Raw genomic sequence first — 14,104 nt, forward strand, 5'->3', positions numbered from 1 at the left:
CCGTCAATGGCGGACAAGGTTGGAGCATGCCACCGGTAATCGTCGCCCAAAACCTGTATAAACGCTACGAAGGCTTTCCGCCGGTGCTGCGCGGGGTCAACATCACTGTGGAGCCCGGCGAGATGGTGGCCATCATGGGGCCTTCCGGCTGTGGCAAATCCACCATGCTGCACGTGCTGGGCATGCTCCACGCGCCTGACGCCGGCAGCCTGGAGATCCTCGGCGCCGACGTACTGGCCTTCAACCGGGAGCAGACAGCAGCCTTCCGGCGCGGCAACATGGGCTTCATCATGCAGGCCAGCAACCTGTTTGACCACTCCACTGTGTTCGAGAATGTGGAGTTCCCCCTCATCTATGAGCAGGTGCCGCCGCAGGAACGCTGGGAACGCGTCATCCGCGCCCTGGAGCTGGTGCGCCTCTCGGCCAGGGTCCATTACCGCAGCAACCGTCTTTCGGGGGGCGAACAGCAGCGCGTGGCCATCGCCCGCGCTATGGTCAACAATCCGCGCATCCTCCTGGCCGACGAGCCCACGGGCGCGCTGGACGCCAAAACCAGCCGTCTGATCATGGAAAATTTTCGCAACCTCTGCCACACGGGCGGCGTGGCCTTGGTTATGGTGACCCACGACCCTAAGATGGCTGAGTACTGCGACAGCATCTACACCCTTGAAGACGGCGTGCTGCAGTGCCGTCGCCACGAACCGCCGCCCCTGCCGCCTCAGGACGCGCACAATCTGCTGCAGGGCCCCGCGCCTGTGGTGCGCGGCGCGCTGGTGGCCGCACGCTTTCCCGAAGCCGCCGGTCAAGGGCTCATGTACGCGGCCCATCGTCTGCACGCGGCCGGTCTGCTCTCGCGCATCTACGCCCTGAGCGAAAGCGGCTTTCTGAGCAGTCCTGAAGGCTACGCCCTGCCTCTGGCCGTGCGCCGCATGGGTCGGCTGCGCTGCCTTGGGGCCTTTGCGGGCATGCTGCGGCATATGCGCGACACCTCGGCACAGGTCTGGGAGCTTTGGCGACAACGGCCCGGCCGGGACGGCCGCGGCTGGTGGGCGCAGCTGCAGGCCTTTTGCGCCGGGGCCCTGCTGGCCCGCTGGGGCGTGCAGGACGGCATCCAGTTTTTTTACGCGGCTGAGGCCCGTGGGCCTTCTACTGCCAGTTGGGTAGCCGCGCGCCTCATGCGGGCGCCCTTTGCCTTTGCCGTCCGGGCGCGGGATCTGGCCGCCCCCGGCAGCGACTGGGCGGCCATGGTGCACGATGCGGCCTTTGTACGCTGTGATACCGAGGCCACCCGCGCGGCTCTGATCGGGCTGCTGCCCGAAGCCGAAGGCAAGGCCATTGTGCTGCGTGACCCTCTGACCCTCACCCCGCCGGAAGACGACGCGGATATGCCCGTTGCGGGCCGTAGGGACGTCAATCTGCTGGCCGTGGGCACCCTGGCCCGGCGCAAGGGCTACGATGTGCTGCTGCGGGCCTGCGCCTTGCTGGCGGAGCGCAAGGTGCCCTTTCAGCTGGAAGTGGTGGGGCAGGGGCCGGAGCGCATGGCCCTGCGTCGGCTGGCCCGGCGGCTGGGTCTGCGTGGCCGGGTGCGCTTTGTGCCCCGTGTGCCTCACGAGAATATGCCCGACGTTTATGGCAGGGCGGATATTTTTGTGGCGCCTGGCCGCCGGACGCCTCAGGGCGATGTGGACGGCCTGCCCTCGGCCCTGGTAGAGGCCCTGGCCAGCGGCCTGGCCGTGGTGGTCAGCGATCTGCCCGGTCAACTGGAGGCCGTGCGGCAGGGAGAAAACGGCCTGGTGACGCCTCAGGAAGACGTGGAGGCTCTGGCGGGGGCGCTGGAGACCTTGGCCGCTTCGGAGGAAGAACGGCGGCGGCTCGGGCGGGCGGCCCGGCAGGCCTTGCCGGCCCTGCTGGACGGCGAGGCCACGGAAGCCCGTTTTGTGCAGCTGTTCAAATCTGCCTGCGCTGTGCAGAGGTAAGACGTTTTTCAGACCAATGATACTTTTCAGGGCAAGCGCACTGTGAAATTGTTCTGGCGGCCGCACAGACAGATCCCCGTTGCGGCGGGGCGGCAGGCGTACTGTATTTGTTCTGTTCAACACCGAAGTGAGCGTAGTAAAAACGTTGAGAATGGCTGTTCTCAGCGCTGAAAGGCCCTGGGGCAATGCTTTGTCGGAGCCTTTTCGGCGTGGCGTGCGGCAGAAGCTGTCTGAAATTGTAGTGTAGAGGTAGGTATGGATTTTAACGGCGTGCGCGTTCTGGTGGTGGGCGATGTGATGCTGGATCGCTACGTTTCCGGCGGCGCACGGCGCATTTCGCCGGAAGCTCCGGTGCCGGTGGTGGCTGTGGGGCGGCGCTGGTCCGCCCCCGGCGGTGCGGCCAACGTGGCCCGCAACCTGGCGCGTCTGGGGGTTGTGGCGGATCTGGTGGGCCTGGCCGGACGGGACGCGGATGGCGAAGAACTGCGCACGGCCCTGGCGGCCGAGGGGCTGGACGACTGCCTGATTTACTCTGCGGCGCGGCGCACCACCTGCAAAACGCGGATTCTGGCCCAGGGGCAGCAGATGCTGCGCCTGGACGAAGAAGTCTGCGCCCCTCCGCAGGCAGACGAACTGGCCCGGCTGCGGGGGCGTGTGCTGGACCTGCTGCCCCGCTGCGGGGCCGTGGTGCTTTCAGATTACGCCAAGGGCGTGCTGCTGGCCGACGCGGAAGGGGCAAGCCTTTGCGCGGCGGTGACGGCGGCGGCCGCCGTCAGAGGGATACCCGTGCTGGCGGACCCCAAGGGCGGGCAGTGGGGGCGCTACAGGGGCGCACAGTGCGTTACGCCCAACAGTGCGGAATTTGTGCGCGCCGGGGGCGAGGACGGCGGCGCGGAGCCGGACGCGGCGCAACGCGCGGCCCTGGCTGCCCGGCTTTGCGCGGACTATGGGCTGGAACGGGTGCTGCTGACCCGTGGGGCCAAGGGCATGGAGCTGTACGCGGGGCAGGGGCTGCTCTGCCGCTGCGCGGCGCGGGCGAGGGAAGTGGCGGACGTTTCGGGCGCGGGCGATACGGTGGCGGCGGTGCTGGCGGCCTGCGTGGCTAAGGGGCTCGCCTGGGAAGAGAGCGTGCGCGTGGCCAATACGGCAGCGGGCGTGGTGGTGGGCAAAATGGGCACCGCCCCCGTGACCCTGGCTGAACTGCGCGCCGCCCTGCGCGAAAATGCAGAAAATCCTAAACTCTACGCCCTGCCGGATTTACTGGAAAAAGTGGAGGACTGGCGGCGCAAAAGCGAAACCGTTGTCTTTACCAACGGCTGCTTCGATTTACTGCATCCAGGGCATGTTTCCCTGCTGCGGCAGAGCGCGGCTCAGGGCGACCACCTCATTGTGGGGCTCAACAGCGACGCTTCGGTACGCCGGCTCAAAGGTCCCAGCCGTCCCATTCAGGACGAGCGCAGTCGGGCGCAGCTGCTGGCCGCCCTGTACGGGGTGGAGGCGGTGGTGCTGTTTGACGCGGACACGCCCCTGGAGCTCATTACGGCCATCCGGCCCGACGTGCTGGTCAAGGGCAGCGACTATACCGAAGCCGCCGTGGTGGGGGCCGACGTGGTGCGGGCCGCCGGGGGCCGCGTGTTTCTGGCCGCTTTGACGCCCGGCTGCAGCACCACCGGCATTGTGCGTAAAATCGACGATGGATCCCATGCCGGGGGGCCGCGGCGCTGATGGCCGGACAGCGCATCCTGGCGGCCGACATCGGCGGCACCAACGCCCGATTCGGCTGTTTTTTTGTGGAGGACGGCCAGTTGCGCCTGGAGCGCGTGTCCTGGATGCCTTCGTCCGGTCTGCGGGATACGGAAGCTGTGTTGCGGACCTTGCAGCACCGCCTGGACCTGGAGCTCAGTCCCCAGGATGTGCTGGCCTTGGCCCTGGCGGGACCGGTGGCCGCCGAACGGGGCAGGCTGACCAACGGGTCCCTGCAATTGGACTTGGCCGTGGCGCGGCAAAGGTTCGGCTTGCGTCGCTGCCTGTTGTGCAATGATTTTGCCGCGGCGGCTCTGGCCACCCTCACCCCGGCAGGAGAAGACGCCCGGCTGGTGGCCGGAGACCGCTTGGCGGAAGGCGCAGGGCCGGAAGGCCGTGCCGCGCGGGCCGTGCTGGGGGCAGGTACGGGGCTGGGCGCGGCGCTGCTGGTCTGGACAGGGCGGCGCTGGCTGCCCGTACCTTCGGAGGCGGGGCATGCGGCCTTCCCCTTTTCTGGACGTCCGGAGCACGATTTTGAGCGATTTTTGCAAAGGGATCTGGGGCAGAGCTGGATCAGCGCCGAAGATGTGCTTTCTGGTCAGGGGCTCAGCCAGCTGCATTTTTTTCTCAGCGGCGAGTACTTGTTCCCCCCGGTGGTGGGCGCGCGGGCATTGCAGTCGGAAACGACCACTTTGCAGTGGTACGCCCGTTTTCTGGCCCGGTTTTGCCGCAACTGGATGTATGCGGCCTTGAGTCTGGGGGGACTGTGGGTCTGCGGCGGCATTGCCGCCCGTAACCCTCTGTGTCTGACCTGCGCCCAATTCGGCGAAGAATTGCAGCGCGCCAATCCCCTGCGCGCGCTGTTCGCGCCTGTGCCAGTGCGTCTTATGGAGAATGAAAACAGTGGGTTGTGGGGTGTGGCCCGCGCCGGGCAAAACCTTGTCGAAAAGGGCGGTCGGGCCTAGCGTCGATTACTTTTGAGAATAGGTAGCCTCAAAGGTTACGGCATGTTCGTTCCGGCGCAGGGGCGTGCAACTACACAGCGGTGCTGTCTTTATCCGTAGCTGGCGCTGTTGTCTTTGCCCGTAACGTCCTTTGTCGTAACGGGCCAAGCTCCTGCAGCGCACCGGCTGAAGTTACGCTTGCGCCACCATGGCGGGTGGCTGCTTACGCAGCCGCCAGGGCACTACAACGTGCAATGCCCCGGAGCCCTGTGAGGACGCCGTTTCCGGGCGGGACGGCGCGGGGGCGCAGGGGGCGTGCAAAAGCTGCAGCTTGTCCTGCCGCGCCGGTAAAAAAGTTTCAAAAAAAAATCGTTACCGCAGCCGGGGCTTGACAAACATTCTGTAGTAACGATAATGTTTATTACAAATCAGTGGAGAAGAGCTATGGCCCAAGTACAAACCCGAATGACGCGGCAACGGGCGGTAATTCTGGAAGAGCTGCGCAAAACCGCCACTCACCCTACGGCGGACGAGCTGTACAGCATTGTCCGGCGGCGTCTGCCGCGGATAAGTCTGGGTACCGTGTACCGCAATCTGGATTTTCTGGCAGACAGCGGCGAGATCCGCCGTCTGGAAACCGCCGGCAGCATCAAACGCTTTGACGGCGACATGTCCCCGCACCAGCATGTGCGCTGCGTTTTCTGCGGCCATATCGGCGACGTGATGGAAACCAGCGCAGCACCTTCGGTGGAAGGCATGCGGGTGGAGGGCTTTGCCCACATTCTCAATTCGCGCGTGGAGTACGACGGCATTTGCGAGGCCTGCGCCCGTCAGCGCGCTGTTGACGCCGCTGCGGAGCGGGGGGATGACGACGCCCGACGCACGGCTTGAGTCTTTGCGCCGACAAGGGTATGCAAAAAGGCATGCGCGGCCTCGTGGACAGCGCCGCCCGGCGGCGTTGTCCGGCGGCGCGTCCGGTCTGACTCAGGCGTGCCGTTGTACAGAATGAGGCAGCCCGCCCCATAACCACCAAGGAGAAGATCATGGCAGAAAGCAGGGAAAGCCGGAAAGAAAAAGTCGTTGAAGTGCTCAACAAGGCCCGGGCCATGGAGCTTTTCGCCATCCACCAGTACATGAACCAGCACTACAGCCTGGACGACATGGATTACGGCGAACTTGCCGCCAACATGAAGCTCATCGCCATTGATGAAATGCGCCATGCCGAGGCCTTTGCCGAACGCATCAAGGAGCTGGGCGGCGAGCCCACCACCCAGAAAGACGGCAAGGTGGCCACCGGGCAGGACGTGCCCGCCATCTATCGGGCCGACAGCGCCCAGGAAGACCATACCATTGAGGCGTACAGCCAGTTTCTGCAGGTCTGTAAGGAGCAGGGCGACATTGTTTCCGCCCGGCTGTTTGAGCGCATTATTGACGAAGAGCAGGCCCACCTGACCTACTATGACAACATCGCCGGCCACATCGAGCGCCTGGGCGATACGTACCTTGCCAAGATCGCCGGCACGCCTTCCAGCACCGGCACGTCTTCCAAGGGCTTTGTGACCGGAACCGCCGCTGCGGAATAAAAAGCGGCAAGTGAGGCAAGCTATGGCCGATACCAAGGATATGTGGCGCTGTCAGACGGTCAACTGCGGCTATGTGTATGATCCCGACCGCGGCGATCGCAGGCACAAGATACCCGCTGGAACCAAGTTTGAAGATCTGCCGGACGACTGGCGCTGTCCCGTGTGCGGGGCGGGCAAAAAGATGTTCCGTCCCCTGAGCGAAGGCTAGTTTCGGCTTACCCCTTTCCCGGCCCCGACCGCTCCAAGGCTGTCGGGGCCTTTTCGTTGGGCCTGGTTGATTGCACCCATGGCCGTCTTGGCGTATGCTGCAACAAGCAGGAGCGAGGGCGCGCGGCGCGGGCCCGCTTCCGGGAGGCGCAACAGTGCGGCGTTTTTATCAGGAAAGTTGGCAAGGCATTCCCTTTACCTCATTCTCGCATATCTCCTTTTTTCACTTGGCCGAACCCAAGTTCTACGCTGTGTTTTATGAAGAATTGTTCCGCCGTTACAAGGATTGGGACGATCTGCCCGCCCAGTGGCGCGAAAACAAGCGTAAGGACGCCCGTTGGTTGGTGGGGCAGTTGCGCGCCAAGCTGGTTCAGGAGCCGTCGGGCCGCACCGAGCCCGTGCGCGTGCTCTCCATCGGCAGCGGCGTGGGCTATATGGAAAACGTTTTACTGGACGAGATGCCCGATCTGGAGCTGCACGTCAACGAACCCAGCACCGTGAGCATGCGCTGGCTGCGGCAGCGCGTGCCCAACGAGCGTATCTACATCGGCCTGCCGCCCGCCTGTCTGCCCGCGGACGTGCGCTATGACATGATCTATCTTTCCACGGTAGATTACGGCATTCCCACGCGGGAATTCGCTCATCTGCTGAGTGAACTGCGCGCCCAGCTGCTGCCCGGCGGGGAGATCATCCTGCTTTCCGCTTCGCTTCTGGAAGAGGATTCGTTCATCGGCAGCTTTGTCAACGCCATCAAGATTTTCATCCGGGGGGCTCTGCATTTTCTGGGCATCCGGCGGCAGCAGTTCTGGGGCTGGCGGCGCACCCGCAAGGAATACCGCGATCTGTTCAAACAGGCGGGCTGCGCCAACGTGCAGGACGGTTGGCTGGAAGACGGCTTTGAAACCTACTGGATACGCGGCAGCTAGAGTATTTAACACTTGAAATGCTCGCTTACGGCAGGCAAAAGCCTGCCTTCTCGCATTTCGTGGCAAGGATTTTCAAGAAAATCCTTGCAGAGCAATTAACTCATTTCATTCGTAAACTGCTCTAGCGCACTTTCAGCCTGAAAGCGCGCTAAAAATCCTTTGCCCCCAGGTCACAGGGCTCGCCCTCTGCCGTTCTGCGTGGAAGCAGCGGTTTTTGCGGCCTGGAAGTTGTGATAATTCATTATATTTCAGAAAATTATCTGTCGAGGACGGGCCTTCTCGTTACGGACAGGCGGGGCTATACGCCTGCACCGCCGGGCCCTAATACTCAATTCCGGCCGCGGCAGTGACGCCGGTGCGCCAGGGGTGTTTGATTTCGGTCATGGAAGTGACCAGATCTGCCGTATCCACCAGCCAGTCCGGGGCGTTGCGGCCGGAGAGGACCAAATGCCGCCCGCGCGCGCGGGCCAGGGCAATCAGTTCTTCCACTTCTTCGCGGGTGAGCACGCCGGCTTTGAGCGCGTAGAGGGTTTCGTCCAGCACCAGCAGGTCCACGTTTTCCAGTTGCTTCTGAGCCCACTGCAGCACGCGCAGGGCGGCTTCGCGGTGGGCGGGGCGGTCTTCCTCCCGCCGCAGAAAGCCCGGCCCGCCGGCCATAAAGCGCGGTCCCAGCCATTGCGCCAGCATGGCCTGTTCGCCGGCCTGACCGTCGCGTTTCATAAACTGCCCAAAGGCCACAGCCAGATTTTGCCCCAAGGCGCGCACGGCCTGCCCTATGCAGGCGCTGGTCTTGCCTTTGCCGTCGCCGGTATAAACAAGGATCATGACCACACCCCAGCCAGATGCGCACCGCAGGCCGGGCACAGCCCGTTGCGCCCGTGCAGGCGCACGGCGTAGCCCGCGCGTTCCACCACGAGCGCGCCGCAGTGCGGGCAGAAGGTATTGGCGCCCACGGCGCTGGCGGCGTTGCCGATGTAGACGTAGTTGAGGCCGGTTTGGCGGCCCAGACGCCAGGCCTGCTCCAAGGTTGCGAGGGGTGTGGAAGGATGGTCGGCCATGAGGTAGGCTCCATGAAAGCCAGAAATGTGCCAGGGCGTGTCCGGTCCCAGTTCGTCGTGGATAAAGGCGGCCAGGCGGCCTAGTTCGTCGGGGCTGTCATTGACGCCGGGGATGACCAGGGTGGTCACCTCCAGCCACCAGCCCATCTCCTTTATTCTTTTGCAGGAATCCAGCACGGGCTGCAGGCGGGCATGGCAGTAGTGGCGGTAGAAGCGGTCGCTGAAGCTCTTGATGTCGATATTGGCGGCGCAGATGCGGTGCTCCAGAGCACGCAGGCAGTCCTGCGACATGAATCCGTTGCTCACCAGCAGGCAGCGCAGGCCGCGGTCCACGGCCAAGCCTGCCGTGGCGTAGACCAGCTCGAAAAAAACTGTGGGTTCATTGTAGGTAAAGGCCATGCTGGGCGTGCCGTATTCGCGCGCCAAGGCCACCAGGTCTTCGGGCATGGCCCGCTTGCCGGGTATGCGGCCATCGGCGGGCAGTTGGGAAATGCCGTCGTTCTGGCAGAAGCGACAGGAAAAATTGCAGCCTGCGCTGCCTGCGGAAAAGGTGCGCGTGCCGGGCAAAAAGTGGTAGAGAGGCTTTTTTTCCATGGGGTCGAGGCTCACGGAGGTGACCACATCGCCCACCAGCGTAACCATGCCCCCATCACGGTTGACCCGCACGCCGCAAAGGCCCTTTTCGCCCGGTTTGAGGCGACAGGCCTGGGCGCAGAGGCGGCAAACCACGGATTTGTCCGGTCGGCCTTCCCAAAGCAGTGCCTGCATATATTTCTCCTCCATGCCGGTGGTTATTGCCGCAGGGAACCCTGGGGGGGCGGCCGGTGGCGCGTGGACGACCACGGGCGGCGGTCTTCGTGTTGGCTGGGGCCGTTGTAGCCGCCGTGTGCCGCGCCGCTGTTCCCGCCGGGGCGGTCAGCGCCGAAGTTCCGGTATCCGGAGTCCTGGCCCGCGCCCTTGTGGCCGGGACCGCCCTGTGGCCGGGAAGACGACGGGTCGCCGGGCCGGGCGTGAGGTACAAAACCCTGTGCGTCATGGCCGTAGAAACCGCCGCCTTGGGGGCCCGCGCCATGGCCCGGCACTCTGTGCCGGTTCGGGCCGTTGTGGCCGGGGCCGCCGGGTCGGCCGGAATGCCCCGGCGCGTTCCATCCGGGCGGAAGGGGCTGGGGCCTCTGGCCGTCTGGGCCGTAAGGCATTTGCGGGTAGATCTGCGGCGCGATGAACAGAAAGTTGGGGTTCTGCTGCTGCGGCTGGTGGGGCGGCGTCACTGAGGTGATGCTGTCCCCGCTTTGCGGATCACGCCACTGGCGGACCTGCCCCTGGTCTGAAAAGTTGCTTCCCTGCAAATCCGCTGTGCCCTGCGTCTGCGCGTCTTCTTCTGTCCAGTCCGTCTGGGGCCAGTCCGTCTGGGGCCAGTCCGTCTGGGAAGGATCAGCGGGGCGCTGGCCTGTTTGTTGCGGGGCGTTGGGGGGCAGGTCTGCCTGGGGCAGATCCGTCGGAGCCCGATCCGTCTGCGGCGGAGACGCCGCTGGGGGCAGGCCTGCCTGAGTCCCGTTTACCTGCGGCGGGGCAGGCTGCAAGGCAAGTGGTGCTGCGCTGCGGGCGGCCTTTTCTGCGCCTGCTGTCGGCGTGGCGGCGGTGGGCTGCGCCCGCAGCACCTCTGCGTTCACGGGGGCGCGGTATTCCTGTGCGGTATGAGGGAGCGCGTCTGGCGCGGCAGCGGCGGCCAGGGTCGGGCCTGCACCCAGCAGGGCCAGGAAGAGCCCGCCGCTCAGGCGCGGGAATTTGCGGAAGGCTGCAAACAGAAGCATGGGCACACTCCGGTCTTGAAGGCAGAATAGCAGCAGGGGGCGCGTCGGTCCATGAAAAAAGCGGGGCGGGTTCGCCCAAAAAGAGGCTTGGGGTTTGCGCTGAAATCTGCTAAGGTTGGTCAAGAAGTAAGGAGGGACGGATGTCCAGCGAACGCGCAAAAGCCTATGCCCAGGCGGGCGTCAACATCGAAGCGGGCAATGCCCTGGTTTCGCGCATCAAGGATCTGGTGCAGAGCACCCAGACCCGGGGCGTCATCTCGGACATAGGCGGATTCGGCGGGCTGTTCCGTCCTGATCTCACCGGCATGGCCGAACCTGTACTGGTAGCCTCTACGGACGGCGTGGGCACCAAGCTCAAACTGGCCTTTGCCTGTAACAAGCACGATACCGTAGGCATTGACCTGGTGGCCATGAGCGTCAATGACATTCTGGTCCAGGGCGCGACGCCGCTGTTTTTCCTGGATTATTTTGCCACTGGCAAGCTGGACGTGGATACGGCCCAGACCGTGGTGGGCGGCGTGGCCGAAGGCTGTCGCCGGGCGGGCTGTGCCCTTTTGGGCGGCGAAACTGCCGAAATGCCTGATATGTACGGTCCCGGCGAATACGATTTGGCGGGCTTTTGCGTGGGCCTTGTGGACAACGCCCGGCTTATCGACGGCTCCAGCATCCAGGTGGGCGACAAGATTGTGGGCATAGCTTCTTCCGGCCTGCATTCCAACGGGTATTCCCTGGTGCGCAAAATTCTGGCCCAGAGCGGCCTTGGCCCGGACGATACTCTGCCCGGCGCAGCGGCCAGCGTGCGCGAGGTGCTGCTTGCCCCCACCACCATCTATGTGGAGGTGGTGCGCTCCCTTTTGCGCGACCTGAACATCAAGGGCATGGCGCACATCACGGGCGGCGGCTTTTACGACAACATCCCCCGCGTGTTGCCCGGCCAGGTGGAGGCCCGCATCCACTTCGGCAACTGGCAGATGCCCCCGGTCTTCCACTGGCTCAAGACGGCCGGTGGTCTTACCTGGCCGGAAATATTGCAGATTTTTAATGCTGGTATTGGCTATGTGCTGGTATTGCCCGCAGATCAGGCCGAGGAGGCCGTGGGACGCATCCGCGCCTTTGACCTGGAGGCCTGGTGCCTGGGCGACATAGCCCGCCGCAGTGCGCCCGACAGCGAACAGGTGGTCATCACGTTTTAGTGTCGGCGCGGACACAACTGCTGTCTGTATGCGCGGCTGCGCGCAGAAAAGAGCGTGTATTGCCTTTGAGAATGCATTTTACAAAGGCAATACACGCTTTACGCATTTTATTTCTGAACGAATATGCCCAAGGGTATGTCGCGCCAGAGCATGTTGATTTTGAAGAGTACGTTTTACCTGTTTCCAGCCTTCCCCGCGTTGTCGCTTACCACAGGCAACGAAATAACTTATCCTAGAGCAGTTAGCGAATGAAATGAGCTAACTGCTCTGCAAGGATTTTCTTGAAAATCCTTGCCACAAAATGCGAGAAGGCAGGCTTTTGTCTGCCGTAAGCGAGCATTTCAAGTGTTAAATGCTCTAATAGTTCAATATCCTGTCGGCTTTTTTGACCTCTTCGTAAAGAGCCTTCATGCTGGACTGTCTGACGTGCGCGCTTTCGTCCACCCCGTGGACGATCATGCACTTTCCTCAGGCGGCTATGGCGCCGTCGCTCAGGGCAAATTTTTTTGCTTCCTCCGCAATGGGAAACTGGGCGGAATCGCCCTCATACAGGTCAACGCCAGCGCCGTTAAGAAAAAGCGTGACCTCTTCGCCCGCATTGAGCAAAAAATTGCCGAAGCGCACGGCGTTCCACTTAATTTCCGGAACATTGCTGGAAAGGATGATTAATACTTGCATTGGCTTGCCTCCTCTGGCTTTGAGGGAGGATAGCCCCTGGGAGGGAAATGTTCAACCGGAGCGACAACAGCGGCTTTGTCCGCTTTGTTTTGCACTCGGTAGTTCTGAGCCTGTGCGTTCAACAACCTTGGGCGAATGCGCGGGCAGCGCACGCGCGGCCTTCCCCGCTTGTCGCTGCCACATGCAGAGCAGGCTTGTCCGCGCAGGACTCTGCGAAGGCAGAAGACGCCGGGGGGATCTGAGGCCAGTCGGAATTGTTGCCGCGGCAGCCTCCCGGGCGTAGTGGGGTTCAGGCCTGAGGGGTTTGCCCCTGCGGGACCACAAGCGCGTGGGCCGGGTGCAGCAGGCGCAGCTCCAGGGCGTCCAGCAGGGCAGGCAGGCCTTCGCCGCTGTGGGCCGAAAGGGGCAGGGCCTGGGGCAGGGCGTCGGCCAGCTGCGCACGGGCTGGGGCGGCGAGCTGGTCCCATTTGTTGAGCAGCAGCAGGCGGGGCACGCGGTCCAGGTCCATCTGCGTCAGGGTGTCTTCCACGGCGGCTATCTGCTGCAGCAGATCTGGGTGGGCGGCGTCGGCCACATGCAGCAGCAGGTCTGCGGATTCCAGTTCTTCCAGAGTGGCCTGAAAGGCCTCCGTCAGTTCTTTTGGCAGGTTGCGGATAAAGCCCACGGTGTCAGCCAGGACCAGTTCGCGCGCGGCGGGGAAGCGCAGCCTTCTGGTGGTGGGGTCCAGCGTGGCGAAAAGTTTATTTTCGGCCAGCACTTCTGAGCGGGTCAGGGTGTTGAGCAGGGTGGATTTGCCCGCATTGGTGTAGCCCACCAGCGCGGCTACGGGCAGGCCCTGGCGCGCGCGCCGGGCGCGGGTGAAGGCCCGTTGCCGGCGCAGCTGGTCCAGCGCGGTGCGGATGCGGGCCATGCGTTCTCGGATTTTGCGGCGGTCTGTCTCCAGCTTGGTTTCACCGGGGCCGCGGCCGCCAATGCCGCCCATGAGCCTATCCATGGCGCGGTTTTTGCCCACCAGACGGGGCTGGGTGTAACGCAGCTGGGCCAGCTCCACCTGCAGCTTGCCCGCGCGGGTTACGGCGTGCTGGGCAAAAATATCCAGAATGAGCTGGGTGCGGTCCATGACCTTGCGCTCGGTGATGTCCGCCAGGTTGTGCAGCTGGGCCGGGGCCAGCTCGCCGTCAAAAACCAGCATGTCCGCCCGGCCCTGCAGGGCCTGCACCTCCAGCTCCGCCACTTTGCCCTTGCCCAGAATAAGGCGCGGATTGACCTGGGTTACGCGCTGCACCATGCGCCCGGCCACGGTCAGCCCGGCCGTGTGGGCCAGAGCCGCCAGTTCGTCCAGGTTGCGCTCCTGCACTAGCCGGGGCAGGGCGGAAACAGAAACCAGCAGGGCGCGCGGGGTGTTGGCCGCCTCGCGACCCACGGCGGCCACGCGTGCCAGTTCGTCTTCCAGGGCCTGTGCCGTGGCGGCAAAGTCGGCCGCCGTGCGCGTCCAGGCCTGGGGCGCGCTCAAATGGTAGGGCAGACCTTCCACGGCGCGGGGCAGCAGATGGGCCGCCTGCCACTGTATGGGCTCGCCGGCGGGATTGACGCTGAGGGCGATAACCGCGTCCAGCCGCAGGAAAAGCAGGTCCATAAGGTCTTCTTGACTGACGCCTTCGGGGGTCAGGTGGGTGTGCAGCAGGCGCAGGCCGCGCAAACGCTCCTGCCCGCTGCGGCCGCGCGCAAGCTGGGGGATGAGGATGCTGCCGGCCTCGCCCACCAGCACGGTCTGCACCCGGCCTTTGCGGTCGATAAGCAGGCCCAGCTGTCGGCCCAGCGCGCGGGAGAGCAGGGCGATTTCACGGGCCTGCTCCGGCGTGTAGACGTCCGCTGCGGGAAAGCGGCGGTTGAACAGCCGGTTGAGCGCGGTAAGCTGGCTGGGTTTGAGGCCCTGCACGTTGCCTTCTGGCTTGGGAATGGGAAGCTCCTGCGGTTAGGTGTCT

Annotated in this window: 13 protein-coding genes; 8 read left to right on the top strand and 5 right to left on the bottom strand. The window is 64.1% G+C overall.

Annotated features, from left to right (window positions below; genetic code table 11):
* The first annotated feature begins 26 nt into the window (after positions 1 to 26).
* From J7I12_RS12135 to J7I12_RS12165, 7 genes are all read left to right on the top strand, one after another.
* Positions 27 to 1,976 (top strand): glycosyltransferase, encoded by a 1,950-nt coding sequence (locus tag J7I12_RS12135; protein WP_118230457.1) that lies wholly within the window; start codon positions 27 to 29, stop codon positions 1,974 to 1,976.
* Between the two features lie 255 nt (positions 1,977 to 2,231).
* The gene (gene rfaE2, locus J7I12_RS12140; protein WP_118230456.1) at positions 2,232 to 3,701 is read left to right on the top strand and encodes a D-glycero-beta-D-manno-heptose 1-phosphate adenylyltransferase; all 1,470 of its coding nucleotides are present in this window, start codon (positions 2,232 to 2,234) and stop codon (positions 3,699 to 3,701) included.
* A complete protein-coding gene (locus J7I12_RS12145) occupies positions 3,701 to 4,684 on the top strand; it encodes a glucokinase (RefSeq protein WP_288907398.1) in 984 nt (327 codons plus the stop codon). Before rfaE2 ends, J7I12_RS12145 begins: the two co-directional genes overlap by 1 nt.
* A 423-nt stretch (positions 4,685 to 5,107) precedes the next feature.
* Entirely contained in the window at positions 5,108 to 5,554 is a 447-nt protein-coding gene (locus J7I12_RS12150) for a Fur family transcriptional regulator (RefSeq protein ID WP_118230454.1), read from the top strand.
* A gap of 152 nt (positions 5,555 to 5,706) precedes the next feature.
* A complete protein-coding gene (locus J7I12_RS12155) occupies positions 5,707 to 6,246 on the top strand; it encodes a bacterioferritin (RefSeq protein ID WP_118230453.1) in 540 nt (179 codons plus the stop codon).
* Between the two features lie 22 nt (positions 6,247 to 6,268).
* The gene (locus J7I12_RS12160; RefSeq protein WP_118230452.1) at positions 6,269 to 6,454 is read left to right on the top strand and encodes a rubredoxin; all 186 of its coding nucleotides are present in this window, start codon (positions 6,269 to 6,271) and stop codon (positions 6,452 to 6,454) included.
* A gap of 154 nt (positions 6,455 to 6,608) precedes the next feature.
* Complete coding sequence (locus J7I12_RS12165) at positions 6,609 to 7,379, top strand: class I SAM-dependent methyltransferase (RefSeq protein ID WP_302149062.1); 771 nt, start codon at positions 6,609 to 6,611, stop codon at positions 7,377 to 7,379.
* A gap of 321 nt (positions 7,380 to 7,700) precedes the next feature.
* On the opposite strand, the gene J7I12_RS12170 is transcribed toward J7I12_RS12165, so the two are convergent.
* Genes J7I12_RS12170 through J7I12_RS12180 form a run of 3 tightly spaced genes read right to left on the bottom strand, consistent with a single transcriptional unit; the run spans position 7,701 to position 10,248 of the window.
* Positions 7,701 to 8,204, bottom strand: a complete 504-nt coding sequence (locus J7I12_RS12170) for a cob(I)yrinic acid a,c-diamide adenosyltransferase (protein WP_118230450.1) — start codon at positions 8,202 to 8,204, stop codon at positions 7,701 to 7,703.
* On the bottom strand, positions 8,201 to 9,205 hold the full coding sequence (amrS, locus tag J7I12_RS12175) for an AmmeMemoRadiSam system radical SAM enzyme (protein WP_118230449.1): 1,005 nt from the start codon (positions 9,203 to 9,205) through the stop codon (positions 8,201 to 8,203). The genes J7I12_RS12170 and amrS overlap by 4 nt, the downstream gene beginning before the upstream one ends.
* A gap of 23 nt (positions 9,206 to 9,228) precedes the next feature.
* Positions 9,229 to 10,248: a hypothetical protein gene (locus tag J7I12_RS12180; protein WP_288907400.1), complete on the bottom strand. Its 1,020-nt coding sequence runs from the start codon at positions 10,246 to 10,248 to the stop codon at positions 9,229 to 9,231.
* Between the two features lie 140 nt (positions 10,249 to 10,388).
* Here J7I12_RS12180 and purM point away from each other — a divergent pair, with 140 nt between their 5' ends.
* Positions 10,389 to 11,441, top strand: a complete 1,053-nt coding sequence (purM, locus tag J7I12_RS12185; RefSeq protein ID WP_302413251.1) for a phosphoribosylformylglycinamidine cyclo-ligase — start codon at positions 10,389 to 10,391, stop codon at positions 11,439 to 11,441.
* 357 nt (positions 11,442 to 11,798) lie between these two features.
* Here the strand turns inward: purM and J7I12_RS12190 are convergent, their stop codons facing one another.
* Together J7I12_RS12190 and hflX are read right to left on the bottom strand one after the other, a co-directional pair.
* On the bottom strand, positions 11,799 to 12,119 hold the full coding sequence (locus J7I12_RS12190; protein WP_288907402.1) for a DsrE family protein: 321 nt from the start codon (positions 12,117 to 12,119) through the stop codon (positions 11,799 to 11,801).
* 289 nt (positions 12,120 to 12,408) lie between these two features.
* Positions 12,409 to 14,058, bottom strand: a complete 1,650-nt coding sequence (hflX, locus tag J7I12_RS12195) for a GTPase HflX (protein WP_118230445.1) — start codon at positions 14,056 to 14,058, stop codon at positions 12,409 to 12,411.
* Between the last annotated feature and the right edge of the window lie 46 nt (positions 14,059 to 14,104).

The organism is Desulfovibrio diazotrophicus (assembly GCF_902498985.2).
Taxonomy (GTDB): Bacteria; Desulfobacterota; Desulfovibrionia; order Desulfovibrionales; family Desulfovibrionaceae; genus Desulfovibrio; species Desulfovibrio legallii.

Coding starts and splice junctions, on each gene's coding strand:
- J7I12_RS12170 (WP_118230450.1), bottom strand. CDS start 8,204: ATGATCCTTGTTTATACCGGCGACGGCAAAGGCAAGACCAGCGCCTGC.
- amrS (WP_118230449.1), bottom strand. CDS start 9,205: ATGCAGGCACTGCTTTGGGAAGGCCGACCGGACAAATCCGTGGTTTGC.
- J7I12_RS12145 (WP_288907398.1), top strand. CDS start 3,701: ATGGCCGGACAGCGCATCCTGGCGGCCGACATCGGCGGCACCAACGCC.
- J7I12_RS12155 (WP_118230453.1), top strand. CDS start 5,707: ATGGCAGAAAGCAGGGAAAGCCGGAAAGAAAAAGTCGTTGAAGTGCTC.
- J7I12_RS12180 (WP_288907400.1), bottom strand. CDS start 10,248: ATGCTTCTGTTTGCAGCCTTCCGCAAATTCCCGCGCCTGAGCGGCGGG.
- purM (WP_302413251.1), top strand. CDS start 10,389: ATGTCCAGCGAACGCGCAAAAGCCTATGCCCAGGCGGGCGTCAACATC.
- J7I12_RS12160 (WP_118230452.1), top strand. CDS start 6,269: ATGGCCGATACCAAGGATATGTGGCGCTGTCAGACGGTCAACTGCGGC.
- J7I12_RS12135 (WP_118230457.1), top strand. CDS start 27: ATGCCACCGGTAATCGTCGCCCAAAACCTGTATAAACGCTACGAAGGC.
- rfaE2 (WP_118230456.1), top strand. CDS start 2,232: ATGGATTTTAACGGCGTGCGCGTTCTGGTGGTGGGCGATGTGATGCTG.
- J7I12_RS12150 (WP_118230454.1), top strand. CDS start 5,108: ATGGCCCAAGTACAAACCCGAATGACGCGGCAACGGGCGGTAATTCTG.